Source organism: Kushneria indalinina DSM 14324, from assembly GCF_003385845.1.
Classification (GTDB): domain Bacteria; phylum Pseudomonadota; class Gammaproteobacteria; order Pseudomonadales; family Halomonadaceae; genus Kushneria; species Kushneria indalinina.
This window is the reverse complement of sequence record NZ_QRDJ01000006.1, coordinates 974,022-994,523: the sequence shown is the minus strand read 5'-3', so window position 1 is coordinate 994,523 and position 20,502 is coordinate 974,022. Positions and strand designations below refer to the sequence as shown.

21 protein-coding genes are annotated in these 20,502 nt (G+C 58.7%); 13 read left to right on the top strand and 8 right to left on the bottom strand.

Features of this window, described 5'->3' with window-relative positions; translation table 11 throughout:
- The first annotated feature begins 65 nt into the window (after window positions 1-65).
- From C8D72_RS04645 to mscL, 3 genes are all read left to right on the top strand, one after another.
- Window positions 66-296, top strand: a complete 231-nt coding sequence (locus tag C8D72_RS04645; RefSeq protein ID WP_115853191.1) for a hypothetical protein — start codon at window positions 66-68, stop codon at window positions 294-296.
- Between the two features lie 190 nt (window positions 297-486).
- Window positions 487-2,073 (top strand): peptide chain release factor 3, encoded by a 1,587-nt coding sequence (locus C8D72_RS04640; RefSeq protein ID WP_115853190.1) that lies wholly within the window; start codon window positions 487-489, stop codon window positions 2,071-2,073.
- Between the two features lie 131 nt (window positions 2,074-2,204).
- Window positions 2,205-2,705 (top strand): large conductance mechanosensitive channel protein MscL, encoded by a 501-nt coding sequence (gene mscL, locus C8D72_RS04635; protein WP_115853189.1) that lies wholly within the window; start codon window positions 2,205-2,207, stop codon window positions 2,703-2,705.
- Between the two features lie 72 nt (window positions 2,706-2,777).
- Here mscL and ygfZ read toward each other — a convergent pair whose 3' ends face one another.
- Window positions 2,778-3,818 (bottom strand): CAF17-like 4Fe-4S cluster assembly/insertion protein YgfZ, encoded by a 1,041-nt coding sequence (ygfZ, locus tag C8D72_RS04630; protein WP_115853188.1) that lies wholly within the window; start codon window positions 3,816-3,818, stop codon window positions 2,778-2,780.
- Window positions 3,819-3,968: 150 nt separating this feature from the next.
- On the opposite strand from ygfZ, the gene C8D72_RS04625 reads away from it, so the two are divergent.
- The 5 genes from C8D72_RS04625 to cls all read left to right on the top strand — a co-directional run bounded on the left by C8D72_RS04625 (window position 3,969) and on the right by cls (window position 9,347).
- Window positions 3,969-4,160, top strand: a complete 192-nt coding sequence (locus tag C8D72_RS04625) for a heavy-metal-associated domain-containing protein (protein WP_115853187.1) — start codon at window positions 3,969-3,971, stop codon at window positions 4,158-4,160.
- Window positions 4,161-4,222: 62 nt separating this feature from the next.
- Window positions 4,223-4,636 (top strand): OsmC family protein, encoded by a 414-nt coding sequence (locus C8D72_RS04620; protein ID WP_115853186.1) that lies wholly within the window; start codon window positions 4,223-4,225, stop codon window positions 4,634-4,636.
- A gap of 256 nt (window positions 4,637-4,892) precedes the next feature.
- Entirely contained in the window at window positions 4,893-6,923 is a 2,031-nt protein-coding gene (gene uvrB, locus C8D72_RS04615) for an excinuclease ABC subunit UvrB (RefSeq protein ID WP_115853185.1), read from the top strand.
- Window positions 6,924-7,005: 82 nt separating this feature from the next.
- On the top strand, window positions 7,006-7,863 hold the full coding sequence (nei, locus tag C8D72_RS04610) for an endonuclease VIII (protein WP_115853184.1): 858 nt from the start codon (window positions 7,006-7,008) through the stop codon (window positions 7,861-7,863).
- Between the two features lie 62 nt (window positions 7,864-7,925).
- Window positions 7,926-9,347 carry a cardiolipin synthase gene (gene cls, locus C8D72_RS04605; RefSeq protein WP_115853183.1) on the top strand — a complete coding sequence of 474 codons (1,422 nt, stop codon included), beginning with the start codon at window positions 7,926-7,928 and terminating at the stop codon, window positions 9,345-9,347.
- A 48-nt stretch (window positions 9,348-9,395) separates the two neighbouring features.
- Here cls and C8D72_RS04600 read toward each other — a convergent pair whose 3' ends face one another.
- Window positions 9,396-10,646, bottom strand: coding sequence for a dicarboxylate/amino acid:cation symporter (locus C8D72_RS04600; RefSeq protein WP_115853182.1), 1,251 nt, complete (start codon window positions 10,644-10,646; stop codon window positions 9,396-9,398).
- A gap of 136 nt (window positions 10,647-10,782) precedes the next feature.
- On the opposite strand from C8D72_RS04600, the gene C8D72_RS04595 reads away from it, so the two are divergent.
- Window positions 10,783-11,700 (top strand): LysR substrate-binding domain-containing protein, encoded by a 918-nt coding sequence (locus tag C8D72_RS04595; protein WP_115853181.1) that lies wholly within the window; start codon window positions 10,783-10,785, stop codon window positions 11,698-11,700.
- A 94-nt stretch (window positions 11,701-11,794) separates the two neighbouring features.
- Complete coding sequence (gene yccX / locus C8D72_RS04590) at window positions 11,795-12,061, top strand: acylphosphatase (protein WP_115853180.1); 267 nt, start codon at window positions 11,795-11,797, stop codon at window positions 12,059-12,061.
- A 97-nt stretch (window positions 12,062-12,158) separates the two neighbouring features.
- On the opposite strand, the gene C8D72_RS04585 is transcribed toward yccX, so the two are convergent.
- The 6 genes from C8D72_RS04585 to C8D72_RS04565 form a co-directional block, all read right to left on the bottom strand.
- Window positions 12,159-13,562, bottom strand: a complete 1,404-nt coding sequence (locus C8D72_RS04585; RefSeq protein ID WP_115853179.1) for an alpha,alpha-trehalose-phosphate synthase (UDP-forming) — start codon at window positions 13,560-13,562, stop codon at window positions 12,159-12,161.
- 28 nt (window positions 13,563-13,590) lie between these two features.
- Window positions 13,591-14,334: a trehalose-phosphatase gene (gene otsB, locus C8D72_RS04580; protein WP_170140498.1), complete on the bottom strand. Its 744-nt coding sequence runs from the start codon at window positions 14,332-14,334 to the stop codon at window positions 13,591-13,593.
- Between the two features lie 51 nt (window positions 14,335-14,385).
- Complete coding sequence (locus tag C8D72_RS04575; protein WP_115853177.1) at window positions 14,386-15,342, bottom strand: nucleoside hydrolase; 957 nt, start codon at window positions 15,340-15,342, stop codon at window positions 14,386-14,388.
- Between the two features lie 189 nt (window positions 15,343-15,531).
- A complete protein-coding gene (locus tag C8D72_RS17520; RefSeq protein ID WP_170140497.1) occupies window positions 15,532-15,681 on the bottom strand; it encodes a hypothetical protein in 150 nt (49 codons plus the stop codon).
- 36 nt (window positions 15,682-15,717) lie between these two features.
- Window positions 15,718-16,182, bottom strand: a complete 465-nt coding sequence (locus tag C8D72_RS04570) for an undecaprenyl-diphosphatase (protein ID WP_115853176.1) — start codon at window positions 16,180-16,182, stop codon at window positions 15,718-15,720.
- Between the two features lie 141 nt (window positions 16,183-16,323).
- A complete protein-coding gene (locus C8D72_RS04565; protein WP_115853175.1) occupies window positions 16,324-17,259 on the bottom strand; it encodes a D-2-hydroxyacid dehydrogenase in 936 nt (311 codons plus the stop codon).
- Between the two features lie 200 nt (window positions 17,260-17,459).
- Here C8D72_RS04565 and C8D72_RS04560 point away from each other — a divergent pair, with 200 nt between their 5' ends.
- The 3 genes from C8D72_RS04560 to C8D72_RS04550 all read left to right on the top strand — a co-directional run bounded on the left by C8D72_RS04560 (window position 17,460) and on the right by C8D72_RS04550 (window position 20,477).
- Window positions 17,460-17,702 (top strand): FmdB family zinc ribbon protein, encoded by a 243-nt coding sequence (locus tag C8D72_RS04560; RefSeq protein WP_115853174.1) that lies wholly within the window; start codon window positions 17,460-17,462, stop codon window positions 17,700-17,702.
- A 98-nt stretch (window positions 17,703-17,800) separates the two neighbouring features.
- Window positions 17,801-19,579 carry an aspartate--tRNA ligase gene (aspS, locus tag C8D72_RS04555; protein WP_115853173.1) on the top strand — a complete coding sequence of 593 codons (1,779 nt, stop codon included), beginning with the start codon at window positions 17,801-17,803 and terminating at the stop codon, window positions 19,577-19,579.
- A 139-nt stretch (window positions 19,580-19,718) separates the two neighbouring features.
- Window positions 19,719-20,477, top strand: coding sequence for a YebC/PmpR family DNA-binding transcriptional regulator (locus C8D72_RS04550; RefSeq protein ID WP_115853172.1), 759 nt, complete (start codon window positions 19,719-19,721; stop codon window positions 20,475-20,477).
- Window positions 20,478-20,502 lie beyond the last annotated feature (25 nt).

The following is a 20,502-nucleotide window of genomic DNA, read 5'->3' as shown; positions in this document are numbered from 1 at the left end:
AGGGCGGGTAAATGGAGTCTTCCGGAGACGCCCGCCCGGTTTTCGCCTCGAAGGAGGAGATAAGCATGATGATGCAATCCCATATTGATGCTGTCCGCACTCCCTGCATGACCATGAGTGAGCCGCCGGTTCAGCCACCGGACCCGCAGCCGCATTCCCCGCCTGAGGAACCACCGCAGCCACAGGAACCGCCGGTGGAGGAGCCACCGATGGAAGATCCGCCTCTGCAGGATCCACCGCCGTCGCAGCCACCGCCCGAGGTGCCGCCGGAGCAGACACCGCCTTATCAGCCCTGACGCTGAACTCATCAGCGATCCGGTGCCTCGTTCAGGCCGACCCCACAAGGGTCGGTCTTTTAACGTTTGCAGCACCGATCTGACATGGGCGATGCGTCGGGCCTTCTATCCCCGCAGCTGGCACTGCCTGTAGAATGCGGGCAAATCCGTTCACGTACAGACTGTGTACATAATGACTACTGAAGCACCCATGACCGATACCCGGATCGCCCAGGAAGCCAGTCTTCGCCGAACCTTTGCCATCATTTCCCACCCTGATGCGGGCAAGACCACCATTACCGAAAAGCTGCTGCTGTTTGGTAATGCCATTCAGGTGGCCGGCGCCGTCAAGAGCAAGCGTCAGGAGCGCACCACCACCTCCGACTGGATGAAGATGGAGCAGGAGCGTGGTATCTCCGTGACCACCTCTGTCATGCAGTTCCCCTACAAGGGACGTATCGTCAACCTGCTGGATACCCCCGGACACGAAGATTTCTCCGAAGACACCTACCGAACGCTCACTGCGGTGGATTCTGCCCTGATGGTCGTGGACGGTTCCAAGGGCGTCGAGGATCGTACCATCAAGCTGATGGAGGTCTGCCGGCTGCGGACTACGCCGATCCTGACCTTCATCAACAAGATGGACCGCGATACGCGAGATCCCGTCGAGGTCATGGACGAGATCGAGACCGTGCTCAACATTGCCTGTGCCCCGGTCACCTGGCCGATCGGCATGGGGCGTCACTTCCGCGGCGTCTACCATCTGGTCAATGACACGATCCATCTCTACAAACAGGGTCAGGGCAACCGTATCCCCGAGGATGTCAAAATCGAGGGGATCAATAATCCGCAGGTCGATGAAACGCTGGGCGCCGCTCAGGCGGCCGAGCTGCGTGAGGAGATCGAGCTGGTGCAGGGTGCCTCGCACACGTTCGACCTGGAAGCCTACCGCCGCGGCGAGCTGACGCCGGTCTTCTTTGGCACGGCCATGGGCAATTTCGGCGTGCGTGAAATGCTCGATGGCTTCGTCGAGTATGCCCCGTCTCCCAAACCGCGCGAAACCAACATGCGTGAGGTCACCGCTGAGGATGGCAGTTTCAGCGGGTTTGTCTTCAAGATCCAGGCCAACATGGATCCGCGTCACCGCGACCGTATCGCCTTTCTGCGCGTCTGCTCGGGCAAGTATGAGCGCAACATGAAGATCCACCATGTGCGCATCAAAAAGGACGTCAAGATTGCCGATGCCCTGACCTTCATGGCCTCGGACCGGGCCCATGTCGAGGAGGCCTGGCCGGGCGATATCATCGGGTTGCACAACCACGGCACCATTCAGATCGGTGATACCTTCTCCAGTGGCGAGCAGATGCGCTTTACGGGTATCCCGCACTTTGCTCCCGAGCTCTTTCGTCGCGTGCGCCTGCGGGACCCGCTCAAGACCAAGCAGCTCCAGAAGGGGCTCCAGCAGCTCTCCGAGGAGGGCGCCACCCAGGTCTTCATGCCGCTGGACAACAACGACATGATTGTCGGCGCTGTCGGCCTTCTCCAGTTCGACGTGGTCGCGCATCGGCTCAAGGACGAGTACAAGGTCGACTGCATCTATGAGCCGGTCAATGTTCAGACGGCCCGCTGGATTCATGGCGACGAGCGCAAGCTCGATGAGCTACGCAACAAGGTCAGCACCAATCTGGCGATCGATGGCGGCGGGCATTTGACCTATCTGGCGCCCACCCGGGTCAATCTGCAGCTGATGGAGGAGCGCTGGCCCGATCTCTCCTTTGATGCCACCCGAGAGCACTGAGTCGAGCGATAGCCAACCGGTACGCCTTTTTATTCATTCGCTATAGTAGTGCTGGTAACAGTGGCGGGATGACTGGCGGGGTCGTCGACATCCCGTCACCCACAGGACGTTTGACCCGGGGAGGGCGTGGCATGCCAAGGTTTATCAGGGAGTTTCGCGATTTTGCCGTCAAGGGCAACGTCGTGGATCTGGCGGTGGGAATCATTATCGGCTCGGCCTTTACCGGCATCGTCAACAGTCTGGTGCGGGATGTCTTTACACCGGTACTGGGCCTGATTACCGGCGGAATCGATTTCACCAATCTGTTTGTGGTGCTCAAGGAAGGCGCACAGACGGCAGAACCCTACAATACGCTGGCGGATGCGCAGGCCGCCGGCGCGGTGACCATTAACTACGGCATTTTTTTCAATGCCCTGATCTCGTTCACGCTGGTGGCCATGGTCTGCTTTGTGCTTATTCGCAACATTCACCGCATTCGTGAGCTGGGCACTCGCAAGGATGAGACACCGGCGGCAGCGCCGACCGTGCGCAATTGCCCCTTCTGCATTACGCCTATCTCGATTGAGGCCACGCGCTGTCCCAGCTGTACCTCCGTGCTCGATGCACCAAAGACAACGGTGCCCACGACCTGACACCTTGAGGACTCCGGGCGAAAAAAACGGCAACACGCTGCGCCGGGTCATGCCCCGGCGCAGTTGTCGCGCTCAGTCCGACAGGGTTTCGGGGTCAAGCCGCTCCAGTGCGTAGGGCAGCGTCATCAGTTGGGCAGTCTCACCGTTGATACTCAGGGGCGGCATGTCCTCCTTCAGGGTCATGATCGCCAGCAGTTCAACGTGATCGCCGGTTGTCGGCGCGCTCAGGACCACTTCACCCAGTGACTTTTCCCGGGTGGCGTCCATGACGTCAGTGCCCGGTGTCAGTGCCTCGTTGCCCGGTATGGACAGGCGCATCAGCCGTTTCTTGACCTGGCCACGGTAATGCGCCCTGGCCACCACTTCCTGCCCGGTATAGCAGCCTTTCTTGAAGCTGATACCCGCCAGCGCTTCCCAGTTGAACATCTGTGGCAGCCATTTTTCGCGCTGAAGCTCATCCAGCCATAGCAGGCCGGCCTCGATGTCGAGGCGCTGCCACAGGGCAGCGGGCGCCAGCGTCAGTTCGGCGGATGTCGTTTTGAATAGCGTGGCGAGCCTGTCATGAGAGGCAATCAGGATCAGGCGCATCGTGTCGTGAGGGTGTCGGGTAATGGCCAGCTCTTCATCGGCACTGACGCGCACCCCCCACATGGCCTGTGGCAGCTCAGGCACTGTGTTTTCGAGAACGTTGCCGACCTGATGACCGGCCAGGCCGGCGACGGCCAGATCATCGCGCAGGGTCAGCTCGGTCTTGTAGAACGCCGCGTATTTGCCCAGATGCTGATGCAGGGCGTCGGCAATGCTGCGCTCCAGCAGGAGCCAGTAACATTCCGGCGACAGCTTGATCAGCTGTGCGTTGGCAATGGCACGCCCCTTGGGGGTACAAAAGACCGCGGGTGGTGCAATGGTCGACGTGGCGTGTGCCGTGGAGGCACTCGCCTGTCCCTGAAGAAACCGGTCACTGTCCGGGCCGCGAACCTCCAGAACGACCCGGTCATCGAGGGGTATAAGGGCCGTGTTGTGTTGCAGATCAAGCTCAGCCTCTGCCTGTGGTGGCAATGACTGCTCGTCGGATAGCTGTTGCAGAAAGGTCTGGCGATGCGGATCGCTCATGGTGACTCCAGAAAAATTTGCGCAAACGATGGCAATGACGCAGGGTTGGTCTGCCTGAACGCCGATTTCATATGAAGAGCATATCTGGGCGAAGGCACCACTTTACAAGCAGCTGTAATCGTTGCATTACTATCAGGAGACAGGAACGTCATGGCGTTAACATTTACCCTCAGTGGCCTCAAGGATTCCGACGATGTCAATCGGCTGACCACGGCCCTGATGGAACTCGACGGCGTGGATACCGTTCAGGTCGCACGGGAATGGCTGGAAGTTGAAGGGCGTGTTCAGCCGGGACGAGTGGTCGAAGTCATCGAAAAACTGGGGTTCTCGTCAAAACGTTGAGGCCTTTAAACCGCAGCAGTGAATAAACGGGACAGCATTACGCCCCAGGAGGACAGGCAACGATGAGCATTCTTATCGAGACCGAGCGTGAGGGCGCGCTGAGACAGCGCATCGTGTTCAACGATCATGAGGCGCTTTATGCGGATGCGCCTGCCAGTGCCGGCGGCGAGGCGAGCGCGCCGGATCCGCATGATTATTTCGACATCTCGCTGGCCACCTGCAAGGCGATGACCGTGTTGATGTATGCCCGCAAAAAGGAGATGCCGCTGGATGGTGTCAGCGTTCGTGTTACTCGCGACAGCAGTGACGAGCGTGACGGGCATTACCGACTGCAGGTGGACATCGGTCTGATCGGTGATCTGAGCGCCCAGGCGCGTGACTGTCTTCTGGAGGCATCACAACAGTGCCCGATCCAGAAACTGATGACCTCGGGTCAGATCGACATCAACACGCGAGCGCATCTGGGCGGCGCATGAGTCGACCCTTTGAAAAATCTCCAGGGCAACTGTCCTTTTTTTTCATGACAGGGCGTGTCTCTGCTTCGGCGGGACATGCCTTGTAATACTGCCTGCCTGCCATCATATGGTTTGTAAACGTCAGCTCTGACGCTTATCCGTTACCCCGCAGCCCTTGTCTATCGACTACGCTTTCGGCGGTAACGCCGTCCATTGGCCACCGCACATGCGCTGGCCCGGCCTATTTGAACCTCTTCGCTACCTGCACGGAGTGCGCATGAATCGTGAGTTCCGCATTGCCTCCGACTACAAGCCGGCGGGTGATCAGCCGGCGGCCATCGACGGGCTAATCAAGGGACTGGATGCCGGGCTGGCGCATCAGACCCTGCTGGGTGTGACCGGCTCGGGCAAGACCTTCACCATGGCCAATGTGGTCGAGCGCCTGCAGCGGCCCACCATTGTCATGGCGCCCAACAAGACGCTGGCGGCCCAGCTCTACGGTGAGTTCAAGGCGTTCTTTCCCGATAATGCCGTCGAGTATTTTGTCTCCTACTACGACTACTATCAGCCCGAGGCCTATGTGCCCTCGTCTGATACCTTCATCGAGAAGGATGCCTCGGTCAATGACCATATCGAGCAGATGCGTCTGTCAGCGACCAAGGCACTGCTGGAGCGCCGCGACGCCCTGATCGTGGTCTCGGTGTCGGCCATCTACGGTCTGGGTGATCCGGATCAGTATCTGAAAATGCGTCTGCACTTTACCCGCGGCGAGCTGATCAACCAGCGTGATTTTCTGCGCCGGCTGGCGGAGCTTCAGTACACGCGTAACGATACCGATTTTCGCCGTGGCACCTACCGCGTGCGCGGCGATGTCATCGATATCTTCCCGGCCGATGCCGAGGATGAGGCCGTGCGGGTCGAGCTCTTTGACGAGGAGATCGATACCATCAGCCTGTTTGATCCGCTGACCGGTGAAGTGCGTGGCAAGGTGCCGCGCATGACGATCTATCCCAAGACGCACTATGTCACCCCGCGCGACACGATCCTCGGCGCGATCGAGTCGATCAAGGAAGAGCTCGCCGAGCGCCTCAAGTATCTGCGTGATCATGATCGTCTGGTCGAGGCTCAGCGCCTTGAGCAGCGCACGCTCTATGACATTGAAATGATGCTGGAACTGGGCTACTGCAACGGCATCGAAAACTACTCCCGCTATCTTTCCGGTCGCGACCCGGGGCAGGCACCGCCCACCTTCTTTGATTATCTGCCTGACGATGCGCTGGTGTTCATCGACGAGTCCCACGTCAGCGTTCCGCAGGTGGGCGGCATGTACAAGGGCGATCGCTCGCGCAAGGAGACGCTGGTCGAATATGGTTTTCGACTGCCTTCGGCGCTGGACAACCGTCCAATGAAATTCGAGGAGTGGGAGAACATCCTGCCGCAGACCGTGTTTGTCTCCGCCACTCCCGGGCCGTACGAGGAGGAGCATGCAGGCCAGGTGGTCGAGCAGGTGGTGCGCCCGACAGGCCTGGTCGATCCGGAAATCGAGGTGCGACCCGCCAGCACTCAGGTCGATGATCTGCTCTCTGAGGTACGCTCGCGCGTAGAGGTGGGTGAACGGGTGCTCGTCACGACCCTGACCAAGCGTATGGCCGAGGATCTTACCGACTATCTCAGTGAGCACGACATCCGGGTGCGCTATCTGCATTCGGATATCGATACCGTCGAGCGTGTCGAAATCATCCGCGATCTGCGATTGGGCAAGTTCGATGTGCTGGTTGGCATCAACCTGCTGCGTGAGGGACTGGACATTCCCGAGGTCTCGCTGGTGGCCATTCTGGATGCCGACAAGGAAGGCTTCCTGCGTGCCGAGCGCTCGCTGATTCAGACCATCGGCCGTGCCGCCCGTAACGCCCATGGCAAGGCGATTTTGTACGGTGATCGCGTGACGGGGTCGATGCAGCGTGCGATGGATGAAACCGAGCGTCGCCGCGAGAAACAGATTGCCTTCAACGAGCAGCACGGCATTACGCCGCGCACCATCACCAAGAACGTGGCGGACATCATGGAGGCGGCTCAGGCACCGGGCAGCCGACGCAGCAAGCGCAAGGGCGATCGCCAGGTGGCCGAAGCCGATGCGCAGTACACGCCCGAGGCCATCGGTCAGATGAGCCTCGACGACGTTAACCGCGAGATCAAAAAGCTCGAGGATCGCATGCATGAGGCAGCGCAGAATCTCGAGTTTGAAACGGCCGCGTCGCTGCGTGATCAGATGCAGACGCTTAATGCCCGCCTGATCGAGCTGAAGTAGCGCCTTCCCGCTTCGTGTCATGGATGATACGGAGTGGTTGTTTTATCCCCACCATTCTTTACAGGACAATGGAAGTCATGACATGCCGGAAGGGCCTGAAATAAGACGTGTTGCCGACCGGCTGGGCAAGGTGCTGGCGGGCCGTATCATCGAGGATGTCTGGTTTGCCTTCGATCATCTCAAGCCTTTTGAGGCACGCCTGGCGGGGCAGAAGGTGACCCGTGTTGATAGCTGGGGCAAGGCGCTTTTAACCTGCTTTGAAGATGATCATGTCATCTACTCGCACAATCAGCTCTATGGGGTCTGGCGCATCATGCGTCGTGACAGCGAACCTGCCGGCAAGCGCTCACCGCGCCTGCGCCTGAGCACGGCGACCCATTCGGCGTGGCTGATGAGCGCCTCCGATATTTCGCTCTGGCGTCGTGAGGAACTCGATCAACACCCATTTCTGTCGAAGCTCGGTCCCGATCTGCTCACCCATAACGTCACGACTGACGATATTGTGGCTCGGCTTCAGAGCCCGCGTTTCATGCGCCGCCGGCTGGGGGCGCTGCTGCTGGATCAGCACTTTTATGCCGGTATCGGTAACTACCTGCGCTCGGAAATTCTCTTCTTTGCGGGTCTGCATGAGCGCTACCGACCGATGGATCTCGACCGTGCACAGTGTCGACGGCTTGCCGAGCAGATCCTGCAGGTGACCGCGCGCGCCTGGCGCCATGCCGGTGTGACCAATCTCAGGGCGTGGCGTGATCCCATGATTGCGGCCGGCGAGCCAAGAGGGCGCTGGCGTCATGCGGTATTCAATCGCGCCACCGAGCCTTGTCATACCTGCGGCACGCCCATTGAAAGGATTATTGTGGCGTCACGCCGACTTTATCTCTGCCCGCACTGTCAGCAGGATATGACACCTTCGCAGGTGTATGCCCGTCAGGAGCAATGACCCGAATCTTGTAGTGGGGTATGCTCCGCCCATTGCTTCAATGACAAGGGTGGTACCCCGACATGACAGCCTTGCTGGGCGGTCTGCTCATTATTTGTCTGCATCTGCTGGGGGCGCTTTCGGGGCTCATGGCACTGATGTCGAGTCGTACTTCCCAGGGGGCCATCGCCTGGATCATCTGCCTGATCACCTTCCCCTATCTGGCGATCCCGGCCTACTGGTTTCTGGGACGCCCGCGCTTTTACGGCTATGTCTCGGCACGCGAGCAGCGTGATACCTCACTGCGGCGCGTGCTGGATCAGTTTCGAACGCTGGTGGAGCCGGCCTTTGCCCATCCCGAGGATGCCCGGCTTCGCGCGGTGGAAAGATTGGCCATGCTGCCCATGACCGGGGATAACCACTGCCAGCTGCTTATCAATGGACATGACACCTTCGAGAGCCTTTTTCAGGGTATCGACCAGGCCGAGGATTATGTCCTTATCCAATTTTTCATCGTGCGCAACGATGCGCTGGGGCAGGCACTTAAAAGGCGATTGATCGAGTGCGCCGAACGCGGTGTGCATGTCTTTTTCCTCTATGACGAGATCGGCTCGCATGCCCTGCCGGAGCGCTATTTTGAAGAGCTGCGGGCGGCAGGCATCGCCGTACATCCCTTTGGCTCTTCAAAGGGCTGGCGGCATCGCTTTCAGGTCAATTTTCGCAACCATCGCAAGATCATGGTGGCCGATGGCCATCATGGCTGGGTTGGCGGTCTGAACGTCGGCGTTGAGTATCGCGGTGAAAGTAAAAAGCATGGTCACTGGCGTGATACTCACCTGAAACTGACCGGGCCGGCCGTGCTGGGCCTGCAGGAGTCCTTTTGGGAGGACTGGCACTGGGCCACCGGTGATATCCTGTCGCTGGCCTGGCACCCCCACGCGGCGCCGGGGAAGGCGCGCCAGCATGTGGTGATCGTGCCGTCAGGCCCGTCGGATCCGTTGGAAACGGCAAGCCTTTTGATTCAGCACGCCATCAATCAGGCCAACGAACGTTTCTGGGTGACCAGCCCTTACTTCGTGCCGGATCAGGGCGTGCAGGATTCGCTCAAGCTGGCCGCGCTTCGCGGCGTCGATGTGCGGGTCATGATGCCGGAGCGTCCCGATCATCTACTGGTGTTTCTGTCGGCCTTTTCGTTTCTGGGAGAGATGATTCGCGCCGGCGTTAAAATATACCGTTATCAACCCGGTTTTCTACATCAGAAAACCTTTTTGATTGATGACCACACCAGTGCTGTCGGCACGGTCAACCTGGACAACCGCTCGTTTCGACTCAACTTCGAAGTCACGGCCTATGTGTCAGACCAGGCGTTTGCAGCAGAGGTCGCGCAGATGCTGGAAGCCGACTTTGCCAGCTGCCGGCAGGTGATGCTCGAGGAGATCGAAAAACGCCCCCTGTGGCACAAGCTGGCAGCACGGGCGGCGTATCTGGCCTCACCGATCCAGTGATCGGTGAGACCCGGAAGCCGGGCAGGGAAGTCGCTGCCCGGTGGACGGTCAGGAGGTGTGGCCGACTGATTTGCCGTTGTAGATGTCCAGATCGATCTCGCGCTCGCTTTTGCCTACAAGCGTTGTCACCATCAGATCGCCCGATACGTTCACGGCGGTTCTGGCCATGTCCAGAATACGGTCAATGCCGGCAATCAGACCCAGTGCTTCCAGCGGCAGATTGGTCTGGGCAAAGACGATCGACAGCATGATCAGCCCGGCGCCGGGAACGCCTGCCGTACCGATCGAGGCCAGGGTGCCGGTCAACACGATCATGACATAGTCGGCCGTACTCAGGTCGGTGCCGGTCAACTGCGCCACAAACAGGGCCACCACACCCATGTAGAGGGCGGTACCATCCATATTGATGGTGGCGCCTACCGGCAGCACAAAGCCTGCCACGCCCTGTGAAATCCCCAGCCTTTCACGCGCACAGCGAATGGAGACGGGCAGTGATCCGGCACTGGATGCCGAGGAAAAGGCGATCACGATGGCATCCAGGCTGCCGGTCAGATAGCGCTTTGGATTAAGCCTTGCCACAAGAGCAAGAAGACCGCTGTAGATCACCAGCACATGAAGAATGCAGGCGATATACACCACGCCGATCACCTTGAGCAGGGGAATCAGCACCGCCAGGCCATACTCCCCGGCAACGACCGCAATCAGGGCAAAAACGCCGACGGGCGCGCAGGCCATGATCAGGGAGGTCAGCTTGTAGAGGGCTTCAGCCGTCGACTCAATGACGCGAATGACCGGCTGGCCGCGCTCACCGATCAATACCAGCGACACGCCAAGTGCGATGGCAAAGACGATGATCTGCAGGATGTTGCCTTCCACCATGGCACTGATTGGGTTGGTCGGCACCAGACCCACAAGAATATCGGTGAGTGAGGGCGCTTCACCGGGCGAAACGCTGTTGTCCATCTGCATTTCGACCCCGGTACCGGGCTGAAAAATGGAGGCGGCAAGCAGGCCCAGCGTAATGGCAAAGGCCGTGGTCACGAGATAGAGCGCGACCGCCTTGCCCCCGATTCTGCCCATCTTGGCCGGGTCGCCCATGGAAACGATGCCGCTGATCAGGGAAGTGAAAACCAGCGGCACGATCAGCATCTTGATGGCGTTGATGAAAAGCTCGCCGATGGGGGCAAGCCACTGAGCGTGGTCGCCAAGCAGCCAGCCGGCGATCACGCCGAGAACCAGACCTGCCATGATTTTTTGCCACAGGGGAATGCCGGCGCGTGTATGCGTACTTTTGGACATGAGGCGGTCTCTTTTGGCTGTTGTGGAATGTGTCATATCCGGGAGGGGCAGCCTATCACTTACCGGCCCGGGGCGGTTAGAATCGCGGCCTCGCGCCCTGAGGGGGCAGGCTGATCAACAAGGCAGGTACCAAGCGTTGAATCTGGAAACCAAATGGCTGGAAGACTTCGTGGCCTTGAATGCCACGCGCAGCTTTTCCGCCGCCGCCCGCCGCCGACATGTCACTCAGCCTGCCTTTAGCCGCCGTATTCGGGCGCTCGAGCAGGCGACCGGCGTCATGCTGGTCGACCGTTCCACCACACCGGTCAGCCTGACGCCCGAAGGGCAGCTTTTTCTGGTGACGGCGCGCAGTCTGGTCGAGCAGCTTAACGAAAGCATCAGTCATCTGCGCGGGCTCAATATTGCCAACGAGGCGCTCGACATTGCAGCGGCGCACTCTCTGGCACTGGCCTTTTTCCCGCGCTGGATTTCCCGGCTGCAAAAGGGCGTGGGCGAGCTGCCGACGCGTTTGATGGCGATGAATGTGGGAGACGCCATTCATGTCCTGCGTGACGGCAACTGTGACCTGATGCTGGCCTACCATGATCCCTACGCCACCATGCAGCTCGATAGCGAGATATTTCCTTCCTTTTCCATCGGTCAGGTCTGCATGCTGCCGGTCTGCGTGCCGGATGCCCAGGGCAACCCTTTGTTTGATCTCGAGGCCGGTGACAGCATTCCACACCTGTCCTATACCCAGGGCGCTTTTCTGGGGCGCAGCGTTCACATGCTGTTGAAAAATGACCCGCTTCGCCTGCGGCTTCGTACCATCTACGAAACCGCCATGGCCGAGGGGCTCAAGGGCATGGCGCTGCAGGGGGTGGGCATGGCGTGGATTCCCGACTTCTGTATTCACGAAGAGCTGGCGTCCAGAAGGCTGGTCCGCGCCGGTGACGAGAAATGGAATATCCCGCTGGATATTCGCCTGTATCGCTGTTCGCTGGTGCACAAGCCTGATGTCGAGCGGCTCTGGCACCAGCTGCAGAAACTGCCGCGCGATTTTCTCAAGATGTAGCTTGCGGTGACTGTCGCTTGTGGTGGCTGTCGCTTGTGGTGACACGGCAGTGCTGTGCCAGGCTTTGAAATCTCATATGCCGCAGGAGGATGTCATGCGATACATGCAGGCTCGGGTTATCGGGCATGTTCAGGGCGTGGGGTTTCGTCAGGCTACGGCACAGCGTGCTCGTGAACTTGATGTGGTCGGCTACGCCAGAAATTGCGACGACGGCAGTGTCGAGGTCGGTATGGCGGGCAGCGACGATAATGTCACTACCCTGATCGACTGGCTTGAAACAGGATCCCCTTCCAGCCGGGTTGATCAGGTGACCAGTGAGGAGATCGCCCCACAGCAGTGGTCGGATTTTCAGACCGGTTGATACGCTCTTGTCTCTTGTAGGGACGGACGTTAAAACAGACGTCAAAAAAGCGCCATGTGGTTTACACATGGCGCTTTGATCAACTTACGGCATGGGATTACTGCTTGTCGATGTGCCGAGCAGCAGCAGACTGATCCAGCGCTGTAATGAAGTCTTCTCCCCAGCGATGGATGTCATGGGTACTGATCACCCTGTGAAGCCGCTGCCAGCGCTCCTTGCGCTCTTCCAGCGACATGGAGAGCGCCGCATCGAGCATGTCGGCCATCTCTTCGACATCAAAGGGATTGCACAGCATGGCGCCATCAAGCTCTTCTGCCGCGCCGGCCAGGTTCGACAGCAGTAGAACCCCCGGGTCTTCCGGATCCTGGGCTGCGACATACTCCTTGGCCACCAGGTTCATGCCATCGCGCAGGGGCGTGACCAGCCCGACGCGGCTCTGGCGCATGAAGCCCATCAGGGTTTCACGGTCATAGCCGGTGTTGAGATAGCGCAGGGGCATCCAGTCATAGGTCGAGAACCGGCCATTGACGTGTCCGGCAATGCGCTCAAGCTCGCGGCGCAGGCTGGCATAACGCTCCACACCGGTTCTTGAAAGCGGGGCAATCTGTAGATAGGTCACATTGCCATAGCGGGTGTGGGTGTTTTCCAGCAGTTGCTCGAAAGCCTGAAAGCGCTTGTAGAGTCCCTTGCTGTAGTCCAGACGATCTACACCGATGATCAGCGGGCCACCCTGTAGGGAATCCTTCAGGCGCTTGCTGCGTGAGGACTGCTCACCCTTTTCTGCCATCTCGCGGGCGGTATCCACATCGATCGAGATGGGAAAGACCCCGGTATTGATGCGCCGATGATCGAAAACAACGGTGTTGCCTTCGACGGTGGCCACGCCACTGCGCTCGACGTTATCAAGGAAGTGCCTGAGATCGGTGGCGGTCTGAAAGCCGATGGTGTCATAGGCACACAGATGCTCGATCATGCGCCCGTGATGCGGCAGGATGCGAAACACCTCCCACGGCGGCACCGGGATGTGGAGAAAAAAGCCGATCGGGCACTCTACATCCATGGCTCGAAGATAATGCCCGGTCGAGAGCAGCTGGTAGTCGTGCACCCAGATGGAGGCGTCGCTGTCGGGCGATATTTGTCCGGCGACCTGACGGGCAAATCGCTCGTTGACGTGCTGATAGCCGGCATCCTTTTCACGCGAATACTCGACCATGTCCGAGCGGTAGTGAAAAAGTGGCCAGAGCACTTCGTTGGAGTAGCCAACGTAGAAAAGCTCATGCTCCTGCTCGGTCAGCGGGAAGGTGGCAAACTGGACGCCCTCGTTTTCATAACTTTCGGGGTCGTGCTGCTCTGCGTCCTCTATCAGCTGGCCATTCCAGCCCATCCAGAGCCCACGGGTGCGGCTCAGGGCGTTCATGACCCCGACCGCCAGCCCGCCCTGACTGCCACTGTCCTTGTCAGGGGAGGGGACGCGATTGGATACTACGATCAGTTGCTTCAAGGTTTCCTCCGTGAAATCTGTGATGCATTCATGAGCGTTGCAGCAGCGTGATCCATTGATCAAGCCACTCATGTACGGCTTCAGGATCGGTCAATCGGCTGCCGGCAATGCTCTCGCCTGTACCGACCTTGATGGCCAGACCCTGGTGGGCATTGACGGTGCGAAAACCATCTTCATCGGTGCGATCATCGCCGATAAAGACCGGGCATCGGTCTGTAAACGGGGGGGTGGCCAGAAAGCGCTCAAGAGCCACACCCTTGTCATATCCACGGCCCTTGATCTCGAACACGAACTTGCCCTGATGAAGCTCCAGTACCTCGGGGTATTTATCGATCAGGGCAGTCAGTTCACGATTGAGTATGTCACCCGCCTCGGGTCGATGGCGATAATGCAGGGCAAGGCTGGCACCCTTGTCTTCCAGGTAGAGCGCGTCATCGCGATCAACATGTGCCCTGACCTGCTGGCGGACCGCTTCGAGCGCTTTTTGATGCGCCCGGGCAATATGGCGATTGCCCTGACTGTCACGCCATTCAGCACCGTGCTGGCCCGACATGGCAAGCGTGGGCAGGGTCAGGTGCTTGTCCAGATCATCAATGGCGCGGCCGCTGATGACCGCCACCGCCCCGTCAAGCAGGGTGGTGAGGGTCTCAAGACGCATTCTGAGCGCATCATCCACGGCAATATTGTCAGGATGATCCACCAGCTCGACCAGCGTGCCATCAAGATCCAGAAAGAGTGCCCACGATCGATCGTTGTTCGGTAGCGAGGGCATGTCTTTATCGGGTGTTGTGATCACCATTACCTCCCTGTCATGGCGTGACGGTCATGCGTTGGATGATGAGGTCAGGGTCTGCTCGATCCAGCTGGAGACGGCGTCACCGTCCACGTTCATGCAGACCTGAACCGCCGGCGTTTGTGACCAGCGGTCGCTGACATACTGACGCTCTTTCGGTGCAAAGATGGTCTGGCCTTCCGCCGAGCCTTCAGTCACGACATCCAGATGCCCGGTGACGGTCTCGAAGAACTCCGGGTGCACCAGCCATGCCACGGCGCAGCTGTCGTGCGGGCAGCAGCCATCAAGACCGATGGCACTGCGGTAGAAGTCTGCGTAGAAGTCATAGCTTTTCGACAGCACCTTGCCGAGCTCGCCCTGGCCTTTGGCAATACGCGCCATGCGATCGGGCGTGATGACCGTATCCAGCGTCACATCAAGGCCTACCATGACCAGCGGCCAGTCAGCCGTCAGAACGCGTTTGGCAGCATGCGGGTCCGAAAAGATGTTGGCCTCGGCCAGCGGCGTCACATTGCCGCCTCGTGCTGCCGAGCCGCCCATGATGACAACCTGTTTGACGCGATTGACGACGTCCGGATCAAGCGCAATGGCCATGGCCAGATTGCCCAGCGGCCCGACGGCCATCAGCGTAATTTCGCCTGGCCGCTCGCGCGTCTTTTCCACGATGAACTGGGCCGCACTGAGTTCGTGGGGCTTTCCGGAGGGCGTATCGAGTGTCTGGTTGCCCAGCCCATCGGCACCATGGATATGGGCCGGCACCGGATAGGGTGTCTTCACCAGCGGGTAGTCGGCGCCCTGGGCGACCGGAATGGTCTGACCGGCCAGCTCTGTCAGCAGCAGGGCATTACGAGTCGCTGTCTCGACCCGGACATTGCCGAAGGTGGTGGTCAGGCCCACAACCTCGATATCCGGGTGGGCCATGATCAGCGCAATGGCCTGTGCATCGTCAACGCCCGGGTCAGTGTCAAAGATGATGGTATGTGTCATATATGGGCTCCACGTCTGTACCTGGAAGAAAATGAGCATGCCAATGGCAGCAGCACTTCTTTAAGTCGCTGAAAATACTGTGGTGCAAGTCTGACATAAGTTTTACGTCCGTGCGTAGCGGGGCCCGGATCAAAAATCAGTGGCGTAAAAAAACCCGCCTGGAAGCGGGCTTTTAAAAGGGGGGCCGCGTTATCGGTGCAACAGACCACGCGCGATCAGCGGTGCAAAAACAATGCGGTAGAGCCCACGCGCCAGACTGTAAAGCCTTTCAAGATACAGCGGTTGTAGCCAGAGCATCATGATTGAGGCCAGCCCGGCAACGATCACTGCGCCCAGCATGTCCAGCGGAAAGTGGATACCCAGGTAAATGCGTGATTACGCAATGGGGCAGGCAAGTATCGCCAGTGCCAGACCCATTCGGCGCAGTGCCGGTCGCAGAATAAAGCTGAAGGCCACGGTCGAGATGATCGTCATGTGATTGCTCGGGAAAGAGGGCGTCGGCGCATGTGCAATCAGCGTATGGCCCAGCGGCATCATGAAGGGGCGCGGGTGGTACCAGAGCAGTGAGCCGATCAGATTGTTGATCAGCAGCGCACCAATCGTTGCCAGCAGGGCCGTCAGCATCACCTTGTGATGACGTTCATCCTTGCCCAGCCATCCTGCGATCATGATCAGGGGGATACAGAAAATGGCATATTGCGCCATGACGATGGCAAACCAGATCACCAGCGGGTTGCTCTGGGGTTGGGCATTCATGGCCAAAAACAGATGTTGATTGAGTGCTTCCATGCTGGTGTCACATACCTGCGAGATAATGAGTGAGCCTGTATCCTCAGCCATTAGGCCCTTTTTTAGACCAAAGGATTATGCCGACTGCCACACGGGATAAACATTTATTTTCGCAATGAATGGGTAAGAGAACGTAATCTCCTATATTTATACCGTTATCTTCAAATAAGCTTACAGAAGTCGATATTTTTGTCAGGTCTTTAGAAAGTTACGAATATTATCGGCCGTCAGGTTCACGATATTTTGCCGCGCTTCAGGCGATACCCAGGCATTATGGGGCGTCACGATCAGATTAAGCGCCTCCTGCGTCAGCGCATCGATCAGGGCATGACCTTCCCGGGGTGGCTCCACCGGCAGGACATCAACACCCAGCCCGCCCAGCTCCTGTCTTCTGAGTGCTTCCAGTGCCCGGTGCTCATCAATCAGGCCACCGCGTCCGCAGTTGATCAGCAGAGCATGAGATTTCATCAGCTTTAATTGCTTCTCGCCGATGAGATGATGCGTATCGGGCGTCAGGGGGCAGTGCAGGGAAATAACATCGGCCTGCGGCAGTAATGCTTCAAGGGTTGGTCGATCATCCTGCTCTGCATTGGGTCGCGCGCTGAAGCTCACCTGCATGCCAAAGGCTCTGGCCAGTTGCGCCACGGCCTGGCCGAGCTCACCGCTACCCACCAGTACCAGGTGCTTGTCGGCCAGCTGCATGGTGAGATGATTCTGCAAACAGAAGGATGCAGCGCTTTCCCAGTGATGGGCGGCAACGTCACGCTGGTAATGCGGCAGGCGGGTCGCCAGTGCCAGCATGATCATGAGCGTATGCTGCGCCACGCTTTGTGTGCCATAGCCGCTGACGTTGGCCACGCTGATGCCGCGCTCGTTGGCGCTCTGCATGTCGATATTGTTGGTGCCGGTGGCCGTGACAGCGATCATTTCAAGGTCGGGTAACGCCGCCATGATCTCATCGTTAATGACGACCTTGTTGGTAATGGCAATGGTGGCGCCTTCAAGACGTGTCGCTACCTCATCATGAGGCGTGGCGCCCCAGCAGTCGAACCGATCGATCAGGCTGGAAATGGGAGAGAGATCAATGTCGCTTCCCAGTGTATCGCTGTCGAGAATTACTGCCTTCATGGTTGTGCACTCCTTGCCCATCATGATGTCTGCCGCGCTATAATGCCCATCTTGTGCAGGGTTGTATCGTCGTGTCAGCCGGCTGATGCGTCAATAATACATCGGGAATAATGTCTGCCATCCGATGGACAAAATTCCCGACAGGCGCAGGTCGCTTTGAGCGCGCCTGCAGTAACATCCAATATCGGGTATGAAAGGCCATGCCGATTTATGAATATCAGTGCCGCGCCTGCGGTACGCGTCTCGAAAAGATTCAAAAAATTGAGGCTGCTCCTCTGGTGGAATGTCCTTCCTGTCATGAAGACGCCCTAGAGCGTCTGATTTCGGCAGCAGGTTTCAGGCTTTCCGGAGGAGGATGGTACGAGACCGATTTCAAAAGCTCCGGTCGTCGTAACCTTGCCGGTGACAGCAAATCCGACAAGGGCGGTACGTCCGACAGCTGACGTCTCCGCAGGGGTCACCCCATGCCGGATGCATTAACGTGCGTCCGGCATTAAAACAGCTCAGGCATTACACCAAGCGTTACAACACAGGATTAAAGATGCGCAGTCATTATTGCGGCCAGCTAAACGAAAGCCTTGTCGACCAGGAAGTCACACTCTGCGGTTGGGTTCACCGCCGCCGCGATCATGGTGGGGTGATTTTCCTCGACATGCGTGATCGTGATGGCGTTGCACAGGTTGTGGTTGATCCGGATACGCCGGATGCCTTTGCCAATGCAGATCGAGCCCGCAGTGAGTATGTACTGCGTATTACCGGTCGTATTCGCATGCGTCCGGAGGGCACCCAGAACGCCAATATGCCGACCGGTCTGATCGAGGTTCTCGCCACACAGGTTGAGGTGCTCAACACTGCCGTGACGCCGCCTTTCCAGCTCGACGAGCATGGCAAGGTGGGTGAAGACGTGCGTCTCAAGTATCGCTATATCGATCTGCGGCGCCCGGAAATGATCGATCGTCTGCGTCTGCGCTCGCGCATCACACACAGTGTTCGTGCCTACCTTGAAGATAACGGCTTTCTGGACATCGAAACGCCCATTCTGACCCGTGCTACCCCCGAAGGGGCGCGCGACTACCTCGTGCCCAGCCGTACTCATGCCGGCGAGTTCTTTGCGCTGCCGCAGTCTCCGCAGCTTTTCAAACAGCTGCTGATGGTGGCCGGGTTCGATCGTTATTATCAGATCGCCAAATGCTTCCGTGATGAGGATCTGCGCGCCGATCGTCAGCCGGAGTTCACCCAGATTGATATCGAAGCTTCCTTTGTTGAGGAAGACGATGTCATGGGCATTACCGAAGAGATGATCCGTCGTCTTTTCGCGGAAGTGCTGGATGTATCGCTGCCGCAGTTCCCGCGCATGACATGGCATGACGCCATGCGCCGCTACGGTTCCGACAAGCCGGATCTGCGCATTCCGCTGGAGTTTGTCGACGTTGACGATCTGATGAAGGATGTCGACTTCAAGGTCTTCTCGGGCCCGGCCAATGCCGATGACGGCCGTGTTGCCGTTTTGAAGGTGCCGGGTGGCGCGAAGCTCACTCGCAAGGAAATCGACGAGTACACCAACTTTGTTGGCATCTATGGCGCTCGCGGGCTGGCCTGGATCAAGGTCAATGACCGCTCCAAGGGCGTCGAGGGGCTTCAGTCGCCCATCGTCAAGTTCATGGAAGGCGTGATCGAGACGCTGCTGGACCGGGTGGGTGCTGAAGACGGCGATATCCTCTTTTTCGGCGCCGATCGCGCGAAGGTTGTCAATGAAGCGCTTGGCGCACTGCGCGTCAAACTCGGTGGTGACCTCGACCTTTATACGCAGCCCTGGGCACCGCTGTGGGTGGTCGACTTCCCCATGTTCGAGCGCGATGACAGCGGCCGTCTGGCGGCGCTGCACCATCCGTTCACGGCGCCGGCCTGTGATCCGGAAACCCTCAAGCAGAACCCGGAAAACGCGCTTTCCCGTGCCTATGACATGGTGCTCAACGGCACCGAGCTGGGCGGCGGGTCGATCCGTATTCACGATCAGCAGATGCAGCGTCAGGTGTTTGAAGCCCTTGGCATCAGTGACGAGGAAGCCCGCGAGAAGTTTGGCTTCCTGCTGGATGGTCTGGCGCACGGCGCACCGCCGCACGGCGGGCTGGCCTTCGGTCTGGATCGTCTGGTCATGCTCATGACTGGCGGTCGTACCATTCGTGATGTGATTGCCTTCCCCAAGACCCAGAGTGCTGCCTGTCTGATGACCGAAGCACCAGGGACTGTCAATAATGAGCAGCTCAAGGAGTTGCACATTCGCCTGCGCCAGAAGGCCTCTGACAGCACAACCTCCTGATCGGCGGGCAATTTGAAACGAAACGTTTCTGTTGCTGCTGCTCGGGAGTGTTAGGGTTAATACGGGTGTGCCTTGCACACCCGTATTTTTGTATGACGTCATTGCATCAGTGATGACGAGTGGCTGAAGGAGAGATCCCATGGCCGGACACAGCAAATGGGCCAATATCAGGCATCGAAAGGCGGCTCAGGATGCAAAAAAGGGCAAGGTCTTTACGCGCCTGATTCGCGAACTGACCGTGGCGGCGCGGCAGGGTGGCAGTGCCCCCGAGGACAACCCGCGACTCAGGGCAGCCGTCGACAAGGCGCTCTCCAACAACATGACGCGCGATACCATCGAGCGCGCCATCACTCGCGGCGCCGGTAACAGCGACAGCGATGCGATGGAGGAGCTGGTTTATGAAGGCTATGGACCGGATGGCGTGGCGATTCTGGTGGAGTGCATGAGCGACAATCGCAATCGAACCGTCTCGGAGGTGCGCACCGCTTTCAACAAGCATGGTGGCAACCTGGGCACCAGCGGTTCGGTCGCTTTCCTGTTTCACAAGCAGGGGCGTATCGTGCTGCCCGCCGGTACATCCGAAGAGAGCGTGATCGAGGCGACCCTGGAAGCGGGTGCCGAAGACGTTCAGCCCCGAGAGGATGGCACGCTTGAAATCGTGACCACGCCCGAAGAATTTGGTCCGGTGCGCGATGCTCTGGATCAGGCCGATCTGGAAGTGACGCGCAGCGAAGTAGGCATGTTCCCGGACAGCTATTCCAGTATTGATGATGTCGAGACGGCGCGTCGGATCGTGGCGCTGTTTGATCGACTCGAGGATCTGGATGACGTACAAAACGTCTATTCCAATGCCGATTTCGAATCCGATGTGCTTGAGGCACTCGAGGAAGCGTCATGACCACTGTCGGCGCATCGGGAGCCGT

Coding starts and splice junctions, on each gene's coding strand:
- aspS (WP_115853173.1), top strand. CDS start 17,801: ATGCGCAGTCATTATTGCGGCCAGCTAAACGAAAGCCTTGTCGACCAG.
- C8D72_RS04640 (WP_115853190.1), top strand. CDS start 487: ATGACCGATACCCGGATCGCCCAGGAAGCCAGTCTTCGCCGAACCTTT.
- C8D72_RS17520 (WP_170140497.1), bottom strand. CDS start 15,681: ATGCTGGGCGCAGTGATCGTTGCCGGGCTGGCCTCAATCATGATGCTC.
- C8D72_RS04600 (WP_115853182.1), bottom strand. CDS start 10,646: ATGTCCAAAAGTACGCATACACGCGCCGGCATTCCCCTGTGGCAAAAA.
- nei (WP_115853184.1), top strand. CDS start 7,006: ATGCCGGAAGGGCCTGAAATAAGACGTGTTGCCGACCGGCTGGGCAAG.
- C8D72_RS04550 (WP_115853172.1), top strand. CDS start 19,719: ATGGCCGGACACAGCAAATGGGCCAATATCAGGCATCGAAAGGCGGCT.
- otsB (WP_170140498.1), bottom strand. CDS start 14,334: ATGCCCTCGCTACCGAACAACGATCGATCGTGGGCACTCTTTCTGGAT.
- C8D72_RS04645 (WP_115853191.1), top strand. CDS start 66: ATGATGATGCAATCCCATATTGATGCTGTCCGCACTCCCTGCATGACC.
- C8D72_RS04565 (WP_115853175.1), bottom strand. CDS start 17,259: ATGAAGGCAGTAATTCTCGACAGCGATACACTGGGAAGCGACATTGAT.
- ygfZ (WP_115853188.1), bottom strand. CDS start 3,818: ATGAGCGATCCGCATCGCCAGACCTTTCTGCAACAGCTATCCGACGAG.
- C8D72_RS04620 (WP_115853186.1), top strand. CDS start 4,223: ATGAGCATTCTTATCGAGACCGAGCGTGAGGGCGCGCTGAGACAGCGC.
- cls (WP_115853183.1), top strand. CDS start 7,926: ATGACAGCCTTGCTGGGCGGTCTGCTCATTATTTGTCTGCATCTGCTG.
- C8D72_RS04575 (WP_115853177.1), bottom strand. CDS start 15,342: ATGACACATACCATCATCTTTGACACTGACCCGGGCGTTGACGATGCA.
- uvrB (WP_115853185.1), top strand. CDS start 4,893: ATGAATCGTGAGTTCCGCATTGCCTCCGACTACAAGCCGGCGGGTGAT.
- C8D72_RS04625 (WP_115853187.1), top strand. CDS start 3,969: ATGGCGTTAACATTTACCCTCAGTGGCCTCAAGGATTCCGACGATGTC.
- C8D72_RS04560 (WP_115853174.1), top strand. CDS start 17,460: ATGCCGATTTATGAATATCAGTGCCGCGCCTGCGGTACGCGTCTCGAA.
- C8D72_RS04570 (WP_115853176.1), bottom strand. CDS start 16,182: ATGGCTGAGGATACAGGCTCACTCATTATCTCGCAGGTATGTGACACC.
- yccX (WP_115853180.1), top strand. CDS start 11,795: ATGCGATACATGCAGGCTCGGGTTATCGGGCATGTTCAGGGCGTGGGG.
- mscL (WP_115853189.1), top strand. CDS start 2,205: ATGCCAAGGTTTATCAGGGAGTTTCGCGATTTTGCCGTCAAGGGCAAC.